This window comes from Mycobacterium sp. NGS33 (assembly GCF_059812885.1).
Genome location: NZ_JCALDN010000003.1, coordinates 88,910 through 109,031 on the forward strand (window position 1 = coordinate 88,910; position 20,122 = coordinate 109,031).

Annotated in this window: 22 protein-coding genes and 1 tRNA gene; 9 read left to right on the forward strand and 14 right to left on the reverse strand. The window is 68.2% G+C overall.

Annotated elements, in window-relative coordinates; all coding sequences use genetic code 11:
* Positions 1-48 precede the first annotated feature (48 nt).
* Both AC5Y5B_RS07840 and AC5Y5B_RS07845 read left to right on the forward strand, forming a co-directional pair.
* Positions 49-125, forward strand: a tRNA-Pro gene (locus AC5Y5B_RS07840).
* Positions 126-388: 263 nt separating this feature from the next.
* Entirely contained in the window at positions 389-1,078 is a 690-nt protein-coding gene (locus AC5Y5B_RS07845; RefSeq protein ID WP_112634054.1) for a GAF and ANTAR domain-containing protein, read from the forward strand.
* 45 nt (positions 1,079-1,123) lie between these two features.
* Here the strand turns inward: AC5Y5B_RS07845 and AC5Y5B_RS07850 are convergent, their stop codons facing one another.
* From AC5Y5B_RS07850 to AC5Y5B_RS07860, 3 genes are all read right to left on the reverse strand, one after another.
* Positions 1,124-1,771, reverse strand: a complete 648-nt coding sequence (locus AC5Y5B_RS07850; protein WP_500004875.1) for a restriction endonuclease — start codon at positions 1,769-1,771, stop codon at positions 1,124-1,126.
* A gap of 103 nt (positions 1,772-1,874) precedes the next feature.
* Positions 1,875-2,177, reverse strand: a complete 303-nt coding sequence (locus AC5Y5B_RS07855; protein ID WP_112634052.1) for a DUF4193 domain-containing protein — start codon at positions 2,175-2,177, stop codon at positions 1,875-1,877.
* A gap of 143 nt (positions 2,178-2,320) precedes the next feature.
* On the reverse strand, positions 2,321-2,638 hold the full coding sequence (locus tag AC5Y5B_RS07860; protein ID WP_112634050.1) for a hypothetical protein: 318 nt from the start codon (positions 2,636-2,638) through the stop codon (positions 2,321-2,323).
* 210 nt (positions 2,639-2,848) lie between these two features.
* Here AC5Y5B_RS07860 and AC5Y5B_RS07865 point away from each other — a divergent pair, with 210 nt between their 5' ends.
* Positions 2,849-3,565: an HAD family hydrolase gene (locus AC5Y5B_RS07865; RefSeq protein ID WP_500004880.1), complete on the forward strand. Its 717-nt coding sequence runs from the start codon at positions 2,849-2,851 to the stop codon at positions 3,563-3,565.
* 14 nt (positions 3,566-3,579) lie between these two features.
* On the opposite strand, the gene AC5Y5B_RS07870 is transcribed toward AC5Y5B_RS07865, so the two are convergent.
* Together AC5Y5B_RS07870 and AC5Y5B_RS07875 are read right to left on the reverse strand one after the other, a co-directional pair.
* Entirely contained in the window at positions 3,580-4,080 is a 501-nt protein-coding gene (locus tag AC5Y5B_RS07870; RefSeq protein WP_500004882.1) for a DUF6328 family protein, read from the reverse strand.
* A 122-nt stretch (positions 4,081-4,202) separates the two neighbouring features.
* Complete coding sequence (locus AC5Y5B_RS07875) at positions 4,203-4,571, reverse strand: STAS domain-containing protein (RefSeq protein WP_240631795.1); 369 nt, start codon at positions 4,569-4,571, stop codon at positions 4,203-4,205.
* 161 nt (positions 4,572-4,732) lie between these two features.
* Here AC5Y5B_RS07875 and AC5Y5B_RS07880 point away from each other — a divergent pair, with 161 nt between their 5' ends.
* From AC5Y5B_RS07880 to AC5Y5B_RS07905, 6 genes are all read left to right on the forward strand, one after another.
* Positions 4,733-5,635 (forward strand): STAS domain-containing protein, encoded by a 903-nt coding sequence (locus AC5Y5B_RS07880; protein WP_112634044.1) that lies wholly within the window; start codon positions 4,733-4,735, stop codon positions 5,633-5,635.
* Positions 5,636-5,657: 22 nt separating this feature from the next.
* Positions 5,658-6,047, forward strand: a complete 390-nt coding sequence (locus tag AC5Y5B_RS07885) for an STAS domain-containing protein (RefSeq protein ID WP_112634042.1) — start codon at positions 5,658-5,660, stop codon at positions 6,045-6,047.
* Complete coding sequence (locus tag AC5Y5B_RS07890) at positions 6,037-6,447, forward strand: ATP-binding protein (RefSeq protein ID WP_112634040.1); 411 nt, start codon at positions 6,037-6,039, stop codon at positions 6,445-6,447. Before AC5Y5B_RS07885 ends, AC5Y5B_RS07890 begins: the two co-directional genes overlap by 11 nt.
* Positions 6,440-7,066: a SpoIIE family protein phosphatase gene (locus tag AC5Y5B_RS07895; RefSeq protein ID WP_112634038.1), complete on the forward strand. Its 627-nt coding sequence runs from the start codon at positions 6,440-6,442 to the stop codon at positions 7,064-7,066. The genes AC5Y5B_RS07890 and AC5Y5B_RS07895 overlap by 8 nt, the downstream gene beginning before the upstream one ends.
* Positions 7,063-9,279, forward strand: coding sequence for a SpoIIE family protein phosphatase (locus tag AC5Y5B_RS07900; protein WP_112634037.1), 2,217 nt, complete (start codon positions 7,063-7,065; stop codon positions 9,277-9,279). The genes AC5Y5B_RS07895 and AC5Y5B_RS07900 overlap by 4 nt, the downstream gene beginning before the upstream one ends.
* Before the next feature lie 88 nt (positions 9,280-9,367).
* Positions 9,368-10,390, forward strand: coding sequence for an iron-containing redox enzyme family protein (locus tag AC5Y5B_RS07905; protein ID WP_500004889.1), 1,023 nt, complete (start codon positions 9,368-9,370; stop codon positions 10,388-10,390).
* Here the strand turns inward: AC5Y5B_RS07905 and AC5Y5B_RS07910 are convergent.
* The 9 genes from AC5Y5B_RS07910 to selD all read right to left on the reverse strand — a co-directional run bounded on the left by AC5Y5B_RS07910 (position 10,317) and on the right by selD (position 20,102).
* On the reverse strand, positions 10,317-10,571 hold the full coding sequence (locus tag AC5Y5B_RS07910) for a CDGSH iron-sulfur domain-containing protein (RefSeq protein WP_500004893.1): 255 nt from the start codon (positions 10,569-10,571) through the stop codon (positions 10,317-10,319). The two genes, AC5Y5B_RS07905 and AC5Y5B_RS07910, sit on opposite strands and share 74 nt — an antisense overlap.
* Positions 10,568-11,257, reverse strand: coding sequence for a HemK2/MTQ2 family protein methyltransferase (locus tag AC5Y5B_RS07915; protein WP_112634032.1), 690 nt, complete (start codon positions 11,255-11,257; stop codon positions 10,568-10,570). The genes AC5Y5B_RS07910 and AC5Y5B_RS07915 overlap by 4 nt, the downstream gene beginning before the upstream one ends.
* A 103-nt stretch (positions 11,258-11,360) precedes the next feature.
* Entirely contained in the window at positions 11,361-11,915 is a 555-nt protein-coding gene (locus AC5Y5B_RS07920) for a type 1 glutamine amidotransferase domain-containing protein (protein WP_500004895.1), read from the reverse strand.
* Between the two features lie 51 nt (positions 11,916-11,966).
* Positions 11,967-12,368 carry a malate dehydrogenase gene (locus AC5Y5B_RS07925; protein WP_500004897.1) on the reverse strand — a complete coding sequence of 134 codons (402 nt, stop codon included), beginning with the start codon at positions 12,366-12,368 and terminating at the stop codon, positions 11,967-11,969.
* A 186-nt stretch (positions 12,369-12,554) separates the two neighbouring features.
* Positions 12,555-13,541 carry an LLM class F420-dependent oxidoreductase gene (locus AC5Y5B_RS07930; RefSeq protein WP_112634029.1) on the reverse strand — a complete coding sequence of 329 codons (987 nt, stop codon included), beginning with the start codon at positions 13,539-13,541 and terminating at the stop codon, positions 12,555-12,557.
* Positions 13,542-13,612: 71 nt separating this feature from the next.
* A complete protein-coding gene (nrfD, locus tag AC5Y5B_RS07935; RefSeq protein WP_500004902.1) occupies positions 13,613-14,698 on the reverse strand; it encodes an NrfD/PsrC family molybdoenzyme membrane anchor subunit in 1,086 nt (361 codons plus the stop codon).
* A complete protein-coding gene (locus AC5Y5B_RS07940) occupies positions 14,695-15,678 on the reverse strand; it encodes a 4Fe-4S dicluster domain-containing protein (RefSeq protein WP_112634027.1) in 984 nt (327 codons plus the stop codon). The genes nrfD and AC5Y5B_RS07940 overlap by 4 nt, the downstream gene beginning before the upstream one ends.
* Entirely contained in the window at positions 15,653-18,964 is a 3,312-nt protein-coding gene (fdh, locus tag AC5Y5B_RS07945; RefSeq protein WP_500004905.1) for a formate dehydrogenase, read from the reverse strand. Before fdh ends, AC5Y5B_RS07940 begins: the two co-directional genes overlap by 26 nt.
* Positions 18,965-19,100: 136 nt before the next feature.
* Positions 19,101-20,102, reverse strand: a complete 1,002-nt coding sequence (gene selD, locus AC5Y5B_RS07950; protein ID WP_500004907.1) for a selenide, water dikinase SelD — start codon at positions 20,100-20,102, stop codon at positions 19,101-19,103.
* Between the last annotated feature and the right edge of the window lie 20 nt (positions 20,103-20,122).

A 20,122-nucleotide genomic window follows, 5' to 3' on the forward strand; every position in this document is an offset into this window, starting at 1 on the left:
GGTTTGGCCAGCCGATGGGCCGGTGCGATAGGCTGTCGGAGCTTCAAGCGGGGTGTGGCGCAGCTTGGTAGCGCGCTTCGTTCGGGACGAAGAGGCCGTGGGTTCAAATCCCGCCACCCCGACCAGTCTGACATCGATCGGTCGTCAGCCGTTCCGGCCGGTCGTCGACCGCCGTGTGGCGGTCGTCAACGGGCGTTCGCCCGGAGCAGGTGTGGTGCGCAATCACCCAAAACCGGGCCGATATACTGCATCTCGCGTAATGCTAAGCAGACAGCATTGACGTTCGTCGCCGTCATAACTCATCAGTGATCGCCTCGCGAGACCGCAGGCTGCAGAAAACGGCGCGGAAATGCCTGTAACCGGTCTCGAAGCATGAGGGCGACATTCAGTGACCAATCTTGACGATCTGACCCTGCTCACCGACGTTCTGCGCGCCATCTATTCCGCGGACGCTTCGGACTTCCCGCAGGTGCTCGACGACCTGACCGGCGCGGCGGCGCGCTGGGTGCCGGGGGCTCAGGAGGCGGGGATCACCGTCACCAGCCGGCAGAACGAGGTCAGCACCCCGTCGGTCACCCACGACAGCGCCCGTCTGCTCGACGAGTTCCAGCAGCGCCACCTGGAGGGGCCGTGCGTGCACGCCGCGTGGACCCGCAAGGTCGTCGTCGTCGACGACCTCGAGACGGACGAACGCTGGCCGAAGTATCAGGCCGACGCGCTCGCCCACACGCCGATTCGCAGTGTCCTGTCGCTGCCCATGTTCGCCGACGAGCTGAGCATGGGCGCCCTGAACTTCTACGCGGATCGCCCCCGGGCGTTCTCCGAAGACTCCCGCCGGATTGCCGCCATCTTCGCCACGCTGGGCGCCCTGGCATGGAGCAACGTCGTGCGCACCCAACAGTTCAAGGAAGCCCTGAGCACCCGCGACATGATCGGACAGGCCAAGGGCATCCTCATCGAGCGCTACGACCTCGACGATCAGACCGCGTTCAACACGCTGATCAAACTGTCGCAGAGCATGAACACCCCGCTGCGCGACATCGCGCGCCGGGTGATCGAGGATGCGACCCGGCGCTGAGGCCACTCAAGCGGCCCGAACACCGTTGTGGCGCAGGGCCTTTCGCTACGCTTCCCACTCCGGCTCCAGCCGCTGCGGCCTGGCGTGGGCAGCGACCCCGGGGGTGCGGCGCGGTCCCCGCACGGAAACGGTCGGGCTTCGCGTCCAGCTCTGCAACTGGGTGCGCCCCACCAGGCGGCAGTGATGCGTGATGGCCAGCCGGCGAGCCGCCTTGGTGAACGTCTGGTTGGTCACCACGACCGTCCGGTTACAGCCATGGTGCAGCGCCCCGGCTACGACCTGCTGGACCGCGGCGACCCCCACCGCCTTCGCCAGCCTTTTGCATTGAACGGCCATGCGGGCGCCGTCCTTCTTGGCGATCAGGTCCACGCCGTAGTCGCCGGTGGTTGCCGTGGGCGTGACGCTGTAGCCCGCGATGCGAAGCTGTGCCGCAACGAATTCCTCGAACTCGGTGCCCGTCATCCGATCGATGGTCCGCAGCCCGGCTTTCGCGCACTTGAGGTCGCGCCGCCGCTGCGCGTCGGCCTGGTGTCGATCCCGCTGCACCGAAAGCCACCACAGGATGGCGACCGCGGCGGCCAGGCCAACCAGGCCGGCCGCGCACCCCGCCGGCAAGCTACCGGTAGCCCGCTGCGTGAAATACCAAGGGAGCGCTAACCCCAGCGGGAGCAGCGACCCGAGCACCTTGTCCATCGTGGGCTGAACCTAGCGGATGCCACCGACAATCCGGCGCAGCTCCGCGATCGCGCCGCAGCGCGCGGCTCACCCCGCCCGGGGAGCTTTCGGCCGGGCGGCGTCAGGCGCAGTCGGCGCACACCGGAAGGCCGGAGCTGGTGGCCCGCATCCGGCTACGGTGCTGCACCAAAAAGCAGTTCGAGCAGGTGAACTCGTCGGCCCGCTGGGGAATCACGGTCACCGACAGCTCTTCCCCGGACAGGTCGGCGCCCGGCAGCTCGAAGAAGTGCACATCGTTGGGGTCCTCGTCCACGACGGTGGTGGCGGCTTCCTGCAGGGTCGGCGCCAATTCGCGCAGCGAGGACTTGTCCTGGGTGTCCGCGTCGGATATACGGCGTGCGTCGTAGTCAGTGGTGGTCGCCATTGGGGTTCCTTCCTGCTCTGGAACGGGTTGACGCACTTTCCTGTACTCCCCCGTGGCGCAGGCAGTACCCCGTTCGGGGGTGTGCTACACCAATGCGACCAAAAAAGATGCCGGCGTCTCCCCGACGGGCAAACCGCGACCGCTCAGCTGCTGGGCGGTGGCGCCGGCTGGTCGGAATGCTCGGAGTGCCAGCGCAGTTCGGCCTCACGGACCTTGCGGTGGGTGCGCAGCAGCCAGACCGCGCTCAGCGCGCCCAATATGACGGCCACGATCAGGGCGACCGCGCCGGTCACCAGATGGCCGGCAGCCACGGCGAACAGGCCTACGGTCAGGGCAATCACCGCGACGGCCGAACCCGCGAGGCCGGGCGCATTGGCACCATTCTGGAGGGATTCGCCGGCGTGCTGACGGGTGGTACGGGCATGGTCCACTGGGGCGTTCTTGCGGTAATCCAACGTCATCCCTCGTCGAAAACTATTGCGTGCCAATGTTATTCACAAGCCGTCCGGCTTTGGCCGGTTCAGCCGGCAGGCGCGGCAAAGCCGCTCCGGCGTAGCGGATCATCACCCCCGGATACCCTTTGGCCCCAGGACCAAACGAGAGTCGGGCCGTGTCAGTCACGCCCGGCCTGGGTATGCCGGGCACATGACTTCACGATCGCACGCGGGCGGGTGCCCGGGAGCCGGTGTAGGGAGCCTGCCCTGACGGCGCACGGCGGCCGCCCCGCCGTCTTGTTCGACGTCGACGGAACCCTGGTCGATTCCAACTATCTGCACGTGTACGCCTGGCAGCGCGCGTTCGACGCCGAGGGCATGGTGGTGGCGTCCTGGAAAATCCATCGCTGCATCGGGATGGACGGTTCCAGGCTGGTGCGCAAACTCTCCGACGACGCCCCGGAAGACGTGCGGGAGCGCCTCAGCGACAAGCACAGCGAGTACTACCGGAAGATCACGCCGCTGCTGCAGCCGTTGCCCGGCGCCCGCGACCTGGTGCGCCGCGTGGCCGAGTTGGGCTTGCAGGTGGTGCTGGCCAGCTCGGCGCCCGAAGACGAACTGGAGATTCTGCGCAAGGTGCTCGATTGCGACGACGTCATCTCCGAGACCACCTCGTCGCGCGACGTCGACACCGCCAAGCCCGAACCCGGCATCGTGCGGGTGGCCCTGGACCGCGCCGGCGTGGATGCCGACCACGCGGTGTTCGTCGGCGACGCCGTGTGGGACGCGCACGCCGCGGCCGGCGCGAGACTACCGTGCATCGGGCTGACGAGCGGTGGCATCTCCCGTGCGGAGCTGCGGGAGGCAGGGGCCGACCCCGTTTTCGCCGATCCACGCGACCTGCTCGAACACCTGGAGTCCACCCGGATCGCGGCGCTGGCGCCCGGGCGCTGATCGGGCGGTTCGCGTCAGTCGCCGTGCGTCCGCAACAGCAGCGGCAGCACCCACCAGAAGACGGTGAACAGCGGCAGCGCACACGCTCCGGCGATCAAGCCGACGGTCCGTCCAGCCACCGCGGCGAAAATGATCGTGGTCAGGCCGATCACCGCCAGACCGAGCAGGGCCAGCCCGGCATAGGCACACCGGTGCGCGGCCGAGACCAGGACTTGGAGCCGATGACGCCGGAACAGCATCCGGTGCATCGCCACCGGGGCGATCAGCAGGACCGTCGCGCACACCGCACACACCACGGTGGCCAGGTAGATTACGCGCATCGGCGGCCCCAACACGTCGAAGCGCTGCTGGAACGGCAGGGTCAGCAGGAAGCCGGTCAGCAGCTGCACCCCGGTCTGGACCACCCGCAGCTCCTGCAGCAGGCTGTTCCAATTCCGGTCCAGCCGTTGAACTTCGGTCTCGCCTCGCTCACGGTGATCCCACCGCTGGTCGGATTGCGGATGATCGACGTCCATAGCCCTGATCATCGCACCTGGAATGCGGGGACGCGCCGCGATCGCGCCAAAGCTGTTGTCAGGCAAGCGATCGGTGCGCCCGGTTGGGCGTGGCGCGGACCGGACGCCGCCGGGGTGGATTGCTAGCCGTTGAGATTGCCGTCCCGCACCCCGGTCAGCGCGTCGTCGAGCGTCGGGTACAGCGGGAAGGTCTTGTCCAGACCGGTCAGGTGGATCGGTCTGCGGGTGGCCGGGCCGCGTGCGACCACGCCGAACCCGGTCTGCTTGCCCAGCTTCTCGTAGGTCGCGGCCAGGATCTTCAGCCCGACCGAGCCGAGGAACTCCACCGCCGAGAGATCGATGACCAGCGCCGTCGGGCTATCCGCGACGACCGCGCTAATGGCTTGTTCGAGGGCGGGCGCCGTGACCAAATCGATTTCGCCGCTGACACTGACCACGGACACCCCGTCGTGGTCCTCAACCAACGTGGTAATCGAATCAGGAGCTGACAATGGCAATCCTTTGTCCTGGGCCGTGGCGTGGATTCAACCCTAGCCTGCCGTTACGAACTGCGAGAAGAATATGCCCTCTACACGTGCCCCGCGACAACCCAGGCTAGTCTCGCAAAAGGAACTGCAGACCGCAGGGCGCGACGTGGCACTCGGGAGGCCAGATGTCAGATTCGCCGTCGGATTTCAACAGTACCGGCACGGTCGCGCAGACTGTCGGCATCTCCAGCGAGGGCCTGTTGCCGCAGCTCGTTCAGCATCTGCGGCAGAATCGGACCGTTCTGCGCGAGGAGTGGGCCCGCCGCATCACCGAGGCCGAGCTGCTCACCGCGATGACCCCGGAGGAACTCTTCTCCGAGGCGACGGCCGTCTACGACAACTACGTCGAGGTGCTCGAGACCGGTAGCGTCGAGGCGCTGCAGGCCTACGCGCGTGACCTGTCGGAACGCATCATCCCGCGAGGGGTGGAGACCGACGAGGTGCTCGGCATCGTCCTGCTGCTGCGCGACGTGCTCGCCCGCTCGCTGTTCGAGAAGTACCAGACCGAGTTCGAGATGCTCAACCGGGTGCTGGACGCCTACGAGCCCGCGGCCAACCGCATCGCCAACACCGTGGGCGTGTCGTTCGTGCAGGAACGCGAGCGCATCATCCGCCAGCAGCAGGAGGCCATCCGCGAACTGTCGACGCCGGTGCTGCAGGTGCGCGAGCAGCTGCTGATCCTGCCGATCATCGGCGTGCTGGACAGCCAGCGCGCCCGCCAGGTTACCGAACAGCTGCTGCGGGCCATCCGCGCCAACCGCGCCAAGGTGGTGGTCATCGACATCACCGGTGTGCCGACCATCGACTCGACGGTGGCCAACCACCTGGTGCAGACGGTCGACGCGTCGGGATTGATGGGCGCCAGCGTGATCATCACCGGCCTGTCCTCGGAGATCGCGCTGACGCTGGTGACCATCGGGCTGGACCTGTCCAAGATGAACGCCGTCGGCGACCTGCAAGGCGGCATCGAGGAAGCCGAACGCCTCCTGGGCTACGAGGTCACCCGCACCGGCGAACAGACCGGATAACCACAATCGACACGAGCATCCCATGCCAGTACCGATCCTGAAACAGGGCTCGATCCTCATCGCGTCGGTACAGGCCGCCCTCACCGACTCCGACGCCGAACGTCTGCGTTACGACCTGATGGAACGGGTCAGCCAGTTCCGCGCCCAGGGCATCATCGTCGACGTCACCGCAATAGATGTGATGGATTCCTTCGCCGCCCGGTCGCTGCGCACGATCGCGCATATGACCCGGCTACGCGGGGCGGACACCGTGATCGTGGGTCTGCAGCCCGAGGTGGCCTTCGCGATGGTCCAGCTGGGGCTTGCGTTCGACGACATGAACACCGCGCTGGACCTCGAGGAGGGCCTGGCACTGCTGAATCGCCAAGGCGGAGTTGGGAAGTCAACGATCGGGCTCGACGGTGGCGGCTGATATCGTCGTCGCCATCGACCACCCCGACGACATCGTCGAAGCCCGCAAAGCCGGCCACCAACTTGCCCTCGATCTGGGATTCTCGCTCACCGACGTCACGATGATCGCCACCGCGATCTCGGAGATCGCGCGGAACATCACCAGCTACGCCGGCCGCGGCGCCGTCCGGGTCGCCATCGCCGATCGCGAGGGCCACAAGGCCCTCGTGGTGCGCGCCGAAGATCAGGGTCCCGGAATCGCCGACATCGAGCGGGCGTTGGAAGACGGCTACACGACCGGACGGGGCCTGGGCTTGGGCCTGCCGGGCGCCCGCCGCCTGATGGACCGGTTGGTCGTCGAGTCCACCCTCGGCCAGGGGACCGTCATCGAAATGTGGAAATGGGTTCCCCCTCGTGCATGAGAACGGGCGATTCGGCCCCATCGAATGGGCAAGGGCGGGTAGGCCTTTGCCCAGCGAGTACACCTGTGGTGACCGTGGCATCGCGGTCGACATCGACGGTGCGGCCGCGCTGTTCGGGGTGGTGGACGGGCTCGGCCACGGGCCGCCCGCCGCGGAAGCCGCGCTGCGCGCCGTCGACGCGGTCACCCGCGCCAGGTCCGAGCGCATCGAGGTCTTGATCCAGCTGTGCCATCGCGTGCTGGCCGGCACCAGAGGGGTCGCAATGACGTTGGCACGGGTGGATTTCGCGGACAGCACGCTTACCTGGGCCGGCGTCGGCAATGTCACCGCCGATGTGGTGGCCAAAGCACCGACCGGTATCCAGGTTCGGTCCAGTGCACGACTCGCCGCCGGTATCGTCGGCTACCGGATACCGGAAATCAGGCCGGCGCAAGTAGTTTCGATTCGCCCGGGTGACCTGATCGTGATGAGCACCGACGGGATCGCCGAAGACTACCTGGACCACATCGACTTTTCGGCCTCGGCCGTCGCCATCGCCGAAGGACTCCTCGGCAAGGACGCGAAGGAGACCGACGATGCGATGGTTTTGGCGGCACGTCATAGGGGAGTAACGATTTGAGCGGCCACAACGACTTCTACGACCAGTACGAGGCCGCGCTACGCACCTATCTGGACTCGCGTGACGAGGTCACCCTGGCGATCGGCAACGAGCTCGGGCGCAGAGCACTACAGGAGCAGATCAGCCTGCTCGACATCGTCGAGCACCACGTGCGGCTGATCTTCGAAATCTCCGACGACGTGCGCGTCGATGCGCCGATCGCGCTGGAATTCCTGCTGCAGCTGCTGGTCCCGCTTGACGTCGCGACGCGCGGCTTCATCGACGGCAACAGACGCTACGCCGAGCAGCGGGCCCGCGCCGAGGGGCTGGCCGACCGCGACAAATTCCGTACCGCGCTGGTGAATTCCCTGCAGGAAGGCTTCTTCGTCGCCGATCACAAGGGCTCGGTGGTCGAGATCAACAGCGCCTTCATCGAGATTCTCGGATTCCCCAACGAAGGCCTGCCGTACAAGTGGCCGCACCCCTGGCTGGTCGACACGAAGACGGCCGCCGAACAGATGACCCGGGTGCTGAGCCACGGTAGGGCCGACTACGAAACACCGATTCGCCATGCCGACGGCCATCTGGCGTGGGTGAAGGTGAGCATCAACGCGGTGAAGGAAACCGGCAGCGATCGAGACGCCTACGTGGGAACGATCCGTGACGTCACCGCCGAGCGTGCGTTCGCGGCCCGGGAAAGCGCGGTGCTGCGCCTGGCGACCGCGGTGGCGGTGGCCAAGAGCGTGGACGAACTGCTGTCGATCACCCTCGACGAGTGCAGCACGGCGATCGACGTGCAGCGGGTGATCGCGGTCTCGTGGCCCAACGGTGAAGGCGACCCGACCGTCCAAGTGGCGGGCCAGCCCTCGGCCTCGTCCTGGCGCACGCTGGATCCGTGGTTGCGCAACACCTTTCAAGACGCACGTCACCAACTGCCGCTGACGGCGAAAACGATTGAGGCGCCCGAGAATCCGGGTAAGGCGCTGGGACTGGTCGCGGTGCTCTCCGGCACCGGGGACCTGGCGCTGTGGCTGGAGCTGCGGACACCCCGGTGGGTCAGCGGGGAGGATCGGCTACTGGTCACCGTGCTGATCAGCCACCTGAGTCTGGCGATGCAGCATGTGCGCCAGTTCGAGAGCGCGCGTGAGACGTCGCTGACCTTGCAGCGCGCCATGCTGCCACCGGTCCAGCCGCCGCCGGGCTTCGCCGTTCGCTACGAACCCGCGGTCCCGCCCTTGGAGATCGGCGGCGACTGGTATGACGTGCTCCCGATCGGCGAGCACCACATCGGCATCGTCGTCGGCGACTGCGTGGGCCGCGGCCTGCCCGCCGCCGCGATCATGGGGCAGCTGCGCAGCTCTGCGCGGGCGTTGCTGATCAACGGCGCCGAACCCGCGGTGCTGCTCGATCAACTCGATTCGGCGGCATCGCTCATCCCGAATGCGTACTGCACCACGGTGTTCCTTGCGATTCTGGACACCGAGACCGGGGTGCTGCAGTACAGCAACGCCGGCCACATGCCGGCCGTCCTGGTCGGGCCGGAGCCCGGCGCGGTCACGCTGTTGACCGAGGGCGCGTCGGTGCCGCTCGCGGTGCGCCGGACCGAGCCGCGCCCGCAAACCATCCAGGTGCTGCCGCCCGGCTCGACGCTCATGCTGTTCACCGACGGGCTTGTCGAACGCAAGCACGAATCGATTGACGACGGAATCGCCCGCGCCGCAGACGTTCTGGCGCAGACTATGACGTCACCGCTGGACACCGTCGCCGATGAGGTGCTTCGTAAGCTGGCTCCCGCGGCGGGGTACGACGACGACGTCGCGATGGTGATCTACCGACATCTGCACAACCCGCTGCGGATCGAAACCGTCGCGACCGCAGACCAATTGGTCCGCATCCGGCATCGGCTGGCCGACTGGCTGCACGCCGGAGGCGTCACCGAAGAGCTGGCTGCGGACATCGTGCTGGTGGTCAACGAGGCGTGCACCAACTGCGTCGAACACGCTTACCGTGGCTTCGCCGCCGGAACGATGTTGCTCGAAGTCACCCTCACCGGCGACGAAGTGCGCACCCGGATCACCGATTACGGATCGTGGAAGACGCCGGCCGCCAATCCGGGTACCGGTGGCCGCGGCTTGCCGCTGATGCGGGTGCTCAGCGATTCCATGGAGCTGGACACCACCGCCGCCGGCACCACCGCCGACATCACCTTCCGGCTGCCGTCAGCGGCCGTCTGAGGCGGGTCAGGAACCCTATGGCGGCCCCGCCGCACCGTTTGCCCACCCCGCGTAGCGGGTAGCCATCGGCGTGACCCACGCATCGACCATGACCGAACCCGTCCTGCCTGCAGCGCACGGGCCGTTGTCAACAGCCGTGCGTTGCGCGCTGGCCGGCCCACCCCCTGGCGATCACCTGGCGCGCATCGGCGCGTCCGCGCGCGATTCCGATCCCTATGGGCTGGATCTGCAGCTGGCGTTGTCCATGTGCTACGAGTTGCACTACCGGGGCCTCAACGGTGTGGATCCCGCCTGGGAATGGAACCCCGCGTTGCTGGGGCTGCGCGCCGAACTGGAACGCGTGTTTTTGGCCGGTGTGCGCCGCGACGTCGGACACATCGACCCCGACCAGACGGCGGCGGCCGAGATGGAAGCGCTGACGGTCGAACCCGTGGACGGCACCGGCCCGTCTTACTACCTGCGCGACACCGGGACGTGGCAGCAGATGTGCGAATACTTCGTGCACCGCTCGCTGTATCACCTCAAGGAGGGCGATCCGCACGCGTGGGCCATTCCGCGTCTGCGTGGAGTCGCCAAAGCGGCGTTCGTGGCAGTCGAATTCGACGAGTACGGCGCCGGACAGGGCGCGCGGCTGCACCAGCAGTTGTTCGCCGATCTGCTGTCGGCGGCGGGACTGGATCCGACGTATTGGGGCTACATCGACGCGGTGCCCGCCGAATCCCTGGCGGTGGTCAACCTGATGTCGCTGTTCGGGCTGCACCGCGCGATGCGCGGCGCCGCGATCGGGCACTTCGCCTCGACGGAGATCACCTCACCGCCGGGGTCACAGCGCATGGTGAAGGCGTTGCGCCGCCTGCAGGCGCCGGCGGCCTGCGTCGAGTTCTACAGCGAGCACGTCGAGGCCGACGCGGTGCACGAGCATGTCGTCCGCATCGATGTGGTGGGCGATCTCGTCGCCCAGGAGCCGCACCTCGAGCGCGACGTCATCTTTGGGATCCGGGCGCACGCCGCGGTGGAAGACCGTCTGGCGGAACGGATTATGACGTCGTGGCGGCAGAATCAGACGTCGCTGCGGAGGCCGCTGGAGCAGCCGAGCGTTCCGGCGTTTTGAGGCGACGGCACCGGCGATGGCTGGTGTCGCACAGCGGGTAGCGGTCGCTGCGCCGACAGGTACAGATCGCCACCATGAACCGGTCGGACTCGACGACCTCGCCATTGGGCATCTCGATGCGCACCGGGCCCGAGACCAGCACGGGCCCGTTGGGCACCACCTGTACCCGGGTAGCGGTCATCGCTTCTCCGCGCGGATGACGATCAGCTCTTCTTCGCGCCGGCCGCGCGGGATCAGGCCGATGTCCTCGAGCCATTCGGCCCGCGACGACATCACCGGACCGAACGGTATCCATTTGGACGCAATCACTTTCGCGTCCATCCCGGCCCACTTCAGGGCGTCCAGCGACTGCTGCACGCCGGACAGCGCCGAATGGACCAGCAGCAGCGATCCACCGTCGCGCAACAACTTTGGCGCGGTCTCGCACAGCGGATCGAGGATCATCCGGCCATCCGCGCCCGCATTCCAGGCCCAGGACGGTCCCGCGGCCGGGCAGATCTCGTCCGCCTCGGCGCCGGGCGGAGTGGGCACATAGGGCGGGTTGGACACCACGACGTCGAACGGCGCGTCATCCACCGCCGCGCTCCAGGAGCCCTCGCGAACGTCGACCTGCACGCCCGCCACCGCCGCGTTTTCCCTGGCACAACGCACCGCCTGCGGGCAGATGTCGAAGGCGGTGGCGCTGGCGCATCCCATTGCCGCAGCCGCGATCGCGACGAACCCGCTGCCGGTGCACAGATCGAGCACACGACGTCCCGGGATCAGGCCGGAGTCGTGCATCACATCCACCAGCAAACGGGAGTCCTCCTGCGGCTGGTACACGTTGGGCACCGGTGAAACAGCGGGCTCGGGATACGTGGTTGTCACTGTTGGCCTTTCAAGATCCCTACGAGGATTGCCGCTGATCACGGCTTGGCGGGATAATGCCCGCAAACCGGCGGATTCAAACGGACCGGCCGAAAAGTCGCGGTCAGCCGGTGGTCGTTTGCGCGAATTGCTTGAGGATCGTCGCGCAGAAGGCCGGAAGATCCGAGGGGGAGCGGCTGGTAATCAGGTTGCCGTCCACCACGACCTCTTCGTCGACGACGTGGGCGCCCGCATTGCGCAGATCGGTGCGGATGCTGGCGTACGAGGTCAGCGTCCGGCCCACTGCCACACCGGCTTCCACCAGCGTCCAGGGGCCATGACAGATGGCCGCCACCGGCTTGCCCGATTCGGCGAAATCACGGACGAAGGACACCGCGGTACTGTCCATGCGCAGTTTGTCCGGGTTCACCGTGCCGCCCGGCAGCACCAGGCCGTCGAAGTCGTCCACGGAGGCCTCGGATACTTTGCGGTCGACGGCAAACGTTCCCGCCGGTTCCAGATCGTGGTTACGCGCCTGGATTTCGCCGTCCTTCAGGGACAGCAACTCGACCTGGGCGCCGGCTTCCTGCAGCGCCGCACGCGGCTGTTCGAGCTCCACTTTTTCCACTCCGTCGGCCGCCAAAATCGCAATTTTCTTGCCTTGCAACTCATTTGACATCGTCGATCTCCTTTCTTGCGATCACCGATTTCTTCCCGCTCACCGCGCTCGTCACGCTGGAGCGCCTCGCCGATCCCCGTTGCCGGTCGTGCGTAATGCCGTGTAGAGGTCCAGTCCGCCGATACCGCAGAGCAGTGCCGCCGAAATGGCGCCCCGACGCCGCCGCCCCGGGCCGCGAGCCGCCACGCCCGCAATCAGCAGGGACAGGTCAAGGACGTCTCCGGCCACCCTGGTCCACACCAACGTGGCGGGTCCGCCCAGCAGCGCGGCGCCATGCCCGCATTCGCGAACCCCGAGCGCGCGGATCACCCGCCGCGACCGGCCGGTGTCATCCACGCCCGCAGGTGCGGCGACTTTCCCCGGGGCGACCAGTTCACCGATGCCCAGCCCGAAACTGGCGCCGCTGAGGGCCTTGACGAGCGTGTTCGTCGTGCCGTCGGTCCGATCGCTCACCTTCCACTCCCCCTAGCTTTGCCGCCGCGCCGACATCCGCGCCACGGCGGTGTTACAGCGATTTGCGGGGCCAACACCGCCCGAACGCGGTGCTCACTCCCGCCGCACCGCCGTCCCGACGGGCGTTGGCCGGCTGCCGCACGACTGCGACGCGGGTACCCGAGCGGAAAGCGGTCAAACCTGCGGTCAGTTCGCTGCGTCGCGCAGCGCCGCGAGCAACGGCTCGGCGGCTTCGGCGAGGAACCGCTCCTGGGCGTCGCCGCCGATCTGCACGAGCGCGATATCGGTGAACCCGGCCTCCCAGTACGGCCGCACACCCTCGACGATGGCATCGAGGTCGGGACCGCAGGGAATGGTCTCGGCGACGTCTTCGGGCCGCACGTACTGGGTCGCACCCGCAAAGCCGGCCGGCGTCGGCAGATCGGCGTTGACCTTCCAGCCGCCGGCAAACCAGCGGAACTGGTCGTGCGCTCGCTTCACCGCCGTGTCGCGGTCGGGATCCCAGGACACCGGAATCTGGCCGACCACGCGCCCGCCGCCGGCCAGGTTGGCGGCCTGGCGGGCGCCGTGCCAGGCGTCGACCAGCTCCTTCTTGGGCTCCGTGGCGATCAGGTGGTCGGCCAACTTGGCGAACTTGTCGACGGCCTTGGTGCCGCCGATCGCGACCCCGATGCCGACTGGGACGTCGGGCACGTCCCAGAGCCGGGCCGAATCGACCTGGAAGTAGTCGCCGGTGAAGTCCACCAGTTGACCGCCGAACAGCTCGCGGATGATCTTGATGGCCTCGCGCAGCATGTCCTGCCGCCGCGTGACGGTGGGCCAGCCCTTGCCGACGACGTGTTCGTTGAGGTTTTCACCGCTGCCCAGACCCAGGGTGAACCGTCCGTCGGACAGGATCTGCACCGTGGCCGCCTGCTGGGCGACGACGGCGGGGTGATAGCGCATGGTCGGGCACGTCACATAGGTGTAGAGGTCGACCCGCTCGGTGGCCTGTGCCACTGCACCCAGCACCGCCCAGGCGTTCGGCGCATGCCCCTGCGTGGTCAGCCACGGCGAGAAATGATCACTACACACCTGGAAGTCGAAGCCACGCTCTTCCGCCGAAACCGCATACCGGACAAGGTCTTTGGGTCCACTCTGCTCGGTCATCAAAGTGTAGCCAAAATTCGTCATGCGTGACGGAGTACCCGACTACGCAGGGCGCAAACGACGCCGTCGTGCCACCCCGCGCCGCGTCCGCATCCTCAGTCCGCGGTGGTGATCGCGTCCCCGGTCACGCCGGCGGCCCTGCGCGCGGCGAGCCGGCGCTTCTGCGGCTCGATGGTGTAGCGGGGGTCGGCGGCCGATTCCCTGCCCGCCTCGAAGAATCCGAACCTCAGCATGGCCGATGCCGCCAGCAGCGCCAGGCCGGACACGGCGGCGACGCCCCGGTGCCGGCCGCCCAGCAGCGCGCCCAAACCGCCTGCGGCGGCGAGCAATTCGCTCCCCTGTAGCAACCGGCCCGGCGTGCCGTGGTGCAGCGGCTCCCTGGTCACCGGGTCCATCCGGAACTCGGTGAATCTGGCGGAGATCAGATCGCTGACCGCGCCGATGACGGCCAGCTTGCGCGCGGGCCCGGCCTCGGCCACCGGCGTGGTGATCATCGCCAACCCCGACGCGGCCAAGCTCGCCGAGCTGACGAACACGAACGGCAGGTCTCGATATGCCGCGTTCCACGTCGGGGTCGCCGTGTCGGTGAGCAGCACCGCGGTGTAGACCGCCAGCGGCGCCGAGAACACGGCGGCCTCCAATCCGGCCGGCCCCTCCACAGCGCGCAGCACGGGCCGCAACGGGCCCAACGGGATTCGCTCGCCGGTCATCCGGTCGACCTCGGCGGCCGCGGCCACCCCGATGCCCGCCGAGAACAAGCTCAGAATCCACGAGCCGATGCTCATCGGCGAGGTCAACTTGACCGTCCGCAGCATGTTGACGAAGCGCTCGGGGCGGCCGAGATCTTTCACCAGGGCGACGGCGCCCAGGGCCACTGCGGTCAGGGCGGACAGCCTTGTGTTGCGGCGCAACGTGTTTCGACCGGTGAGCTGGGCACCGGCCGCCAGCAGACCCGACCCACCGGCGACGCCCCCCAGGAACAGGTACGCCGCCACTTCGTGTCCCCACGGCGCGGGCTTGACCACCGGCCGCCCGTAGTACGAGGTGAACTCGGCGTCGGGAACCATCGGCATCTCGCGTGAGCCGTCCGCGGCGCCGCGGCGCCCGGCGCGCCTGCCTTTGCGGCGCTTGCCGCCCTTGGGCTCGGGCGGACGGAAGCTGTCGAATTCCGAGGTGCTCATCGACTCCTCCAGAATGCCAGCGCGGCCGCGCCGACCATGCCGGCCGCGGCCAGGCCGGCTCGCTTGACCATGGTCGGCAGGTCGGCCGTGCACACCCGCGGGTCGGGCGGCAGCCCGTAGACCTCCGGCTCGTCGAGCAGCAGGAATACCGACCCGGTGCCGCCGACGCCGTCGTTCTCGTTGGCGCCGTAAAGCCTTGCCTCGGTGCGTCCCTCGGCGTGCAGCTGGGCGACGCGCTCGCGCGCCTGGGCCACCAGCTCGTCGTGATCGCCGAACTTGATCGACGTTGTCGGGCAGGTCTGGGCGCACGCCGGTATCTGGTCCTCGACCAGCCGGTCGTAGCAGAGCGTGCACTTCTGGGCGACCCCGGTGACGTACTCCTCCTTCGGCCGACCCGGACGTTCCGCCGGCGTCGCGTAGGTGCCGTCGCTGCGCCGTTCGACCACGCCGAAGGGGCAGCCCGCCACGCACGTGCCACAGCCGTTGCAGACGTCGTGCTGCACCACCACCGTGCCGAACTCGGTGCGGAACAGCGCTCCCGTCGGGCAGACGTCCAGGCAGCCGGCGTGGGTGCAATGCTTGCACACGTCCGACGACATCAACCAGCGGAACTCCGGGGTGTGCGGGGGCTGCGAAACCAGTTCGGCCTCAGCGGTTTTCGCGGCGCCAGGCAGGGCGGGCATGCCGAGATTGATCAGCGCACGGCCGGATTCGCGGGCCTCTTCGATGCGGTCGCGGCCCTGCTCGATGAAGGCGACGTGCCGCCACGTGCTGGCGCCCAGCGCGCCGGTGTTGTCGTACGACGACCCGAGCAGCTCCAGGTCGCCGTCGCGCGGGTTGCGGTTCCACTCCTTGCACGCGACCTCGCAGGCCTTGCAGCCGATGCAGATCGAGGTATCGGTGAAAAAACCCTTGCGCGGCTTGGCATCCGGCCACCCGGCGGCCGCGGCCGGGTCAGTCGGTCCGGTCAGCTGGCCCATCGGCTCCCCCTTCCCAGACGGAATCGCTCACCCGTTCATTACCGGTCTCGGTGGTGACGCCCGAGCGTGACTGGTAGTCGGCGATCAGCCGCAACAGCTCCTCGCCCTGCGGGCGGCGGCCCGGACGGATGTCACACGCCCCCGCCTTGGATTCCTGGATCTGCACGTTGGGGTCCAGCGTCACACCGAGCAGGTCGTTGGCCGCGTCCCCGCTGACCACCGCGTCGCTGCCGACCCCCCAGTGGTAGGGCAGGCCGATCTGGTGCACGGTGTGGCCGTTGATGAGGAGCGGGCTGACCCGTTGGGTGACCAGCACGCGGGCCTCGATCGCGGCCCGCGGCGAGATGATGGTGGCCCACCCGTAGGGCTCCAGGCCGCGTTCGGCCGCCAGTTCCGGGGACACCTCGCAGAACATCTCCGGTTGCAGCTCGGACAGGTAGGGCAGCCACCGGCTCATGCCGCCCGCGGTGTGATGCTCGGTGAGCCGGTAGGTGGTGAAGACGTACGGGTAAACGTCAGCGCCCGGGTCGCCGGCGCTGGGTGCGCTCAGATTGTCCTTGCGCGGGAACACGATTCGCGCCGGGCTGCGCTGCTGGGGGTACAGCGCGTTGGCCACCGGTGACTCCTGCGGCTCGTAATGAGTGGGCAGCGGCCCATCGACCACACCCTTCGGCGCGAACAGCCAGCCCTTGCCGTCGGCCTGCATGATGAACGGGTCGTCGCCGGCCAGCGCGTCCGGTCCACCGAGATCGGGGTCGGGGCGGCTGCCGGGGGCCCGGTCGACCACGAAGTCGGGCACGTCGTAGCCGACCCAGCGGCCCTGCCCCTCGTCCCACCAGACGTAACGTTTGCGCTCGCTCCACGGCCTGCCGGCCGGGTCGGCCGACGCGCGGTTGTAGAGCACCCGCCGGTCGGCGGGCCACGCCCAGCCCCATTCCGATTGGCTCGGCGACGCACCGCCGTGCGGCACCCGGCGCGCGGCCTGGTTGGTGGCGTTCGCGTACACCCCGGTGTAGATCCAGCACCCGGCGGCGGTCGACCCGTCGGCGCGCAGCTCGGTGTAGGACGTCAGCGGTCCGGCGCCGTCGACGCGGTATCCGTTGACCTCGGCCAGCACCGCCTCCCCGTCGGGTTCGCCGTGCTCGTCGGTCGGGTAGTCCCACGTCAGGTCCAGCAGCGGCCGGTCGCGCTCGTCGGTCGATCCGGCCAGCCGTTGCCGGATCCGCTTGCCGAGCTCGTAGAAGAACTGCAGTTCGCTCTGGCACTGGCCCGGCGGCTCGACGGCCTTGTGCCGCCACTGCACCAGCCGCTGCGTCTGGGTGAACGATCCAGCCTTCTCCACGTGCGTGGCGGCGGGCAGGAAGAACACCTCGGTCTCGATCTCCGAGGTCTTCAGCTCGCCCGAGGCGATCTCGGGTCCGTCCTTCCACCAGGTGGCCGATTCGATCAGGTTGAGATCGCGGACCACCAGCCACTTGAGATGCGACATGCCCATGCGCTGCATGCGGCCGTGGGCCGAACCGATAGCGGGGTTCTGCCCGAGCAGGAAGTAGCCCTCGACCTCGTCGTCGAGCATCCCCATCACGGTCTGATAGGTGCCGTGCGGGCCGGACAACCGCGGCAGATAGTCATACGCCCAGTCGTTGTCGGCGGTCGCCGCGTCCCCCCACCACGCCTTGAGCAGGCTGACGGTGTAGGCGTCGGCGTTGGCCCAGAATCCCTTCTGCTTCTTGGATCCGACCGCGTCGAGGTAGTCGGCGAGGGTGTCGTGCATGCCCGCCTTGGGCATCGGCAGGTAGCCGGGCAGCAGGTTGAACAGCGTGGGGATGTCGGTGGAGCCCTGGATGGTGGCGTGACCGCGCAGCGCCATGATGCCGCTGCCCGGGCGGCCGACGTTGCCCATCAGCAGCTGCAAAATCGTTGCGGTGCGGATGAATTGGGCGCCCAGGGTGTGCTGGGTCCAGCCGACGGCGTAGGCGAAGCAGGTGGTGCGCTCGCGCCCGGAGTTCTCCACGATGGACCAGGCCAGGTAGTCGAAATCTTCGCGGCCGATACCGCAGACGTCCTTGACCATCTCCGGGGTGTAGCGGGCGTAGTGGCGCTTGAGGATCTGGAACACCGTCCGCGGGTGCTGCAGGGTTTCGTCGCGCTGCACCCGGGCGTGCGCCAGCGGTGGGCCGCCGCTGCCGTGCTCGTCACCCGCCGCGCTCTGCGATGCGGTGGCGCCGTGCGGGTGGCCGGTGGCGGGCGAGTCGAGATCGCTGTCATCCCGCTCTTCGTAGGCCCAGCTCGAGGTGTCGTACTGACCGGTCTCAGGATCGAAGCCGGAGAACAGGCCACCGAGATCCTCGGCGTCCCTGAAGCTTTCGTTGATCAGGGTGGCGGCGTTGGTGTACGCGACGACGTACTCCTTGAACCACAGGTCGTTGGACAGGACGTGGTTGATCAGCGCGCCGAGCAGCACCACGTCCGAACCGGCGCGGATCGGGATGTGCCGGTCGGCGACCGCCGAGGTGCGGGTGAAGCGCGGGTCGACGTGGATCAGCCGGGCGCCGCGCGCCCTGGCCTCTTCCACCCACTGGAAGCCCACCGGGTGACACTCGGCCATGTTGGAGCCCTGGATGACGATGCAGTCGGCATTGGCCATGTCTTGCAGTGATTGGGTGGCGCCGCCGCGCCCGAAGGAGGCTCCCAGACCGGGAACCGTGGCGCTGTGTCAAATACGAGCTTGGTTCTCGATCTGAATGGCGCCCGCGGCGGTGAAGAGCTTCTTGATGAGGTAGTTCTCTTCGTTGTCCAGGGTGGCGCCGCCGAGCGCGGCGATACCCATAGTGCGGCGCAGCAGGTTGCCCTTCTTGTCGATGTCCTGCCAACTGTTGCGGCGTGATTCCACGAAGCGGTCGGCGATCATGTCGATCGCGGTGTCCAGCTCCAGCGGTTGCCACCCGGTGGCCCGGGGCGGCCGGTAAAGCACCTGCAGCTGACGTCCCGGCGAATTCACCAGCTGCTCGCTGGCAGAACCCTTGGGGCACAACCGGCCTCGCGAGATCGGCGAGTCGGGATCGCCCTCGATCTGCACGACGCGCTCGTCCTTCACGTACACCCGCTGCCCGCAGCCGACGGCGCAGTACGGGCACACGCTTTGCACGACACGGTCGGCCGTGGTGGTGCGCGGGGCCAGCGCGCGGGTGTGTTTGGAGGTCACCGCCGAGCCGCGGCCGAGTTTGTCCGTCGACCGCAACTGGCGCAGGACGGGCCATTCCAGGAACACTTTGCGCAGGGCCATGTTGTCACCCTAGTGGCGATCGCAAGCGCGGCGAAGCCGAGCGCGGCGGGTCGCCACGTTGTCACCTAGTGGCGATCGCAAGCGCGGCGAAGCCGAGCGCGGCGGGTCGCCATGCGACCTAGTGCCGTGGGTCCGATCAGCGCACCACGATGGTGTGCTCGCCGCGCGGTATCAATTCGCCGATGACGGGCGCTCCCGGAATCTCCCCGGCGATCAGCAGCCCACCGGAGGTCTGCGCGTCGGCGAGCAACAGGGCGTCGTCCTGCGCGACGGCGGACAGGTCGACGTGCGGCGCCACCCAGTCGAGGTTTCGCCGGGTGCCGCCGGACAAGTAGCCGGCGGCCAGCGCCGCACGCGCGCCGTCCAGGTAGGGCACCGCCGCCGAATCGATCACGGCCGTCACGCCGCTGGCCCGCGCCAGCTTGTGCAGATGCCCAAGCAACCCGAAACCGGTGACGTCGGTGGCACATTCGACCCCGGCCGCCAGCGCCGCGGCGGCCGCGTCGGCGTTGAGCGTGGTCATCACGGCGACCGCCTCTTCGAAGCGCTCCCCGGTGGCCTTGTGCCGGTTGTTCAGTACGCCGACACCGAGCGGCTTGGTCAGCGACAGCGGCGTGCCGGGCTTGCCGGAATCGTTGCGCAGCAAGCGCTTTGGGTCGGCGATCCCGGTGACCGCCAGCCCGTACTTGGGTTCGGGGTCGTCGACGCTGTGCCCGCCGGCCAGGTGGCAGCCGGCCACTGCGCACACATCCAGCCCGCCGCGCAGCGTCTCGGTGGCCAGCTCGAACGGCAGCACCTCGCGCGGCCAACCCAGCAGGTTCACCGCGACGACCGGACGCCCGCCCATCGCGTAGACATCGGACAGCGCGTTGGTGGCGGCGATGCGGCCCCAGTCGTAGGCGTCGTCCACCACCGGGGTGAAGAAGTCGGTGGTCGCGATCAGCGCCGTGCCGTCCTGAATGCGCACCACGGCCGCGTCGTCGCCGTGATCCAGGCCCACCAGCAGCTCCCCGACCGGGTCGCGCGGCGGGTGCCAGCCCAGACCGCGGACGACGTCTTCGAGCTCACCGGGCGGGATCTTGCAGGCGCAGCCGCCGCCGTGGGCGTATTGAGTCAATCGGTACGTCACGGCGTCCATGGTGCCCGCGCGCCGAAGGC

What these genes read in the sequence shown, in the direction of transcription:
- AC5Y5B_RS07850 (WP_500004875.1), bottom strand. Translation starts at nt 1,771, where the DNA reads ATGGACAAGGTGCTCGGGTCGCTGCTCCCGCTGGGGTTAGCGCTCCCT.
- AC5Y5B_RS07855 (WP_112634052.1), bottom strand. Translation starts at nt 2,177, where the DNA reads ATGGCGACCACCACTGACTACGACGCACGCCGTATATCCGACGCGGAC.
- AC5Y5B_RS07860 (WP_112634050.1), bottom strand. Translation starts at nt 2,638, where the DNA reads ATGACGTTGGATTACCGCAAGAACGCCCCAGTGGACCATGCCCGTACC.
- AC5Y5B_RS07870 (WP_500004882.1), bottom strand. Translation starts at nt 4,080, where the DNA reads ATGGACGTCGATCATCCGCAATCCGACCAGCGGTGGGATCACCGTGAG.
- AC5Y5B_RS07880 (WP_112634044.1), top strand. Translation starts at nt 4,733, where the DNA reads ATGTCAGATTCGCCGTCGGATTTCAACAGTACCGGCACGGTCGCGCAG.
- AC5Y5B_RS07885 (WP_112634042.1), top strand. Translation starts at nt 5,658, where the DNA reads ATGCCAGTACCGATCCTGAAACAGGGCTCGATCCTCATCGCGTCGGTA.
- AC5Y5B_RS07905 (WP_500004889.1), top strand. Translation starts at nt 9,368, where the DNA reads ATGACCGAACCCGTCCTGCCTGCAGCGCACGGGCCGTTGTCAACAGCC.
- AC5Y5B_RS07910 (WP_500004893.1), bottom strand. Translation starts at nt 10,571, where the DNA reads ATGACCGCTACCCGGGTACAGGTGGTGCCCAACGGGCCCGTGCTGGTC.
- AC5Y5B_RS07920 (WP_500004895.1), bottom strand. Translation starts at nt 11,915, where the DNA reads ATGTCAAATGAGTTGCAAGGCAAGAAAATTGCGATTTTGGCGGCCGAC.
- AC5Y5B_RS07930 (WP_112634029.1), bottom strand. Translation starts at nt 13,541, where the DNA reads ATGACGAATTTTGGCTACACTTTGATGACCGAGCAGAGTGGACCCAAA.
- nrfD (WP_500004902.1), bottom strand. Translation starts at nt 14,698, where the DNA reads ATGAGCACCTCGGAATTCGACAGCTTCCGTCCGCCCGAGCCCAAGGGC.
- AC5Y5B_RS07940 (WP_112634027.1), bottom strand. Translation starts at nt 15,678, where the DNA reads ATGGGCCAGCTGACCGGACCGACTGACCCGGCCGCGGCCGCCGGGTGG.
- selD (WP_500004907.1), bottom strand. Translation starts at nt 20,102, where the DNA reads ATGGACGCCGTGACGTACCGATTGACTCAATACGCCCACGGCGGCGGC.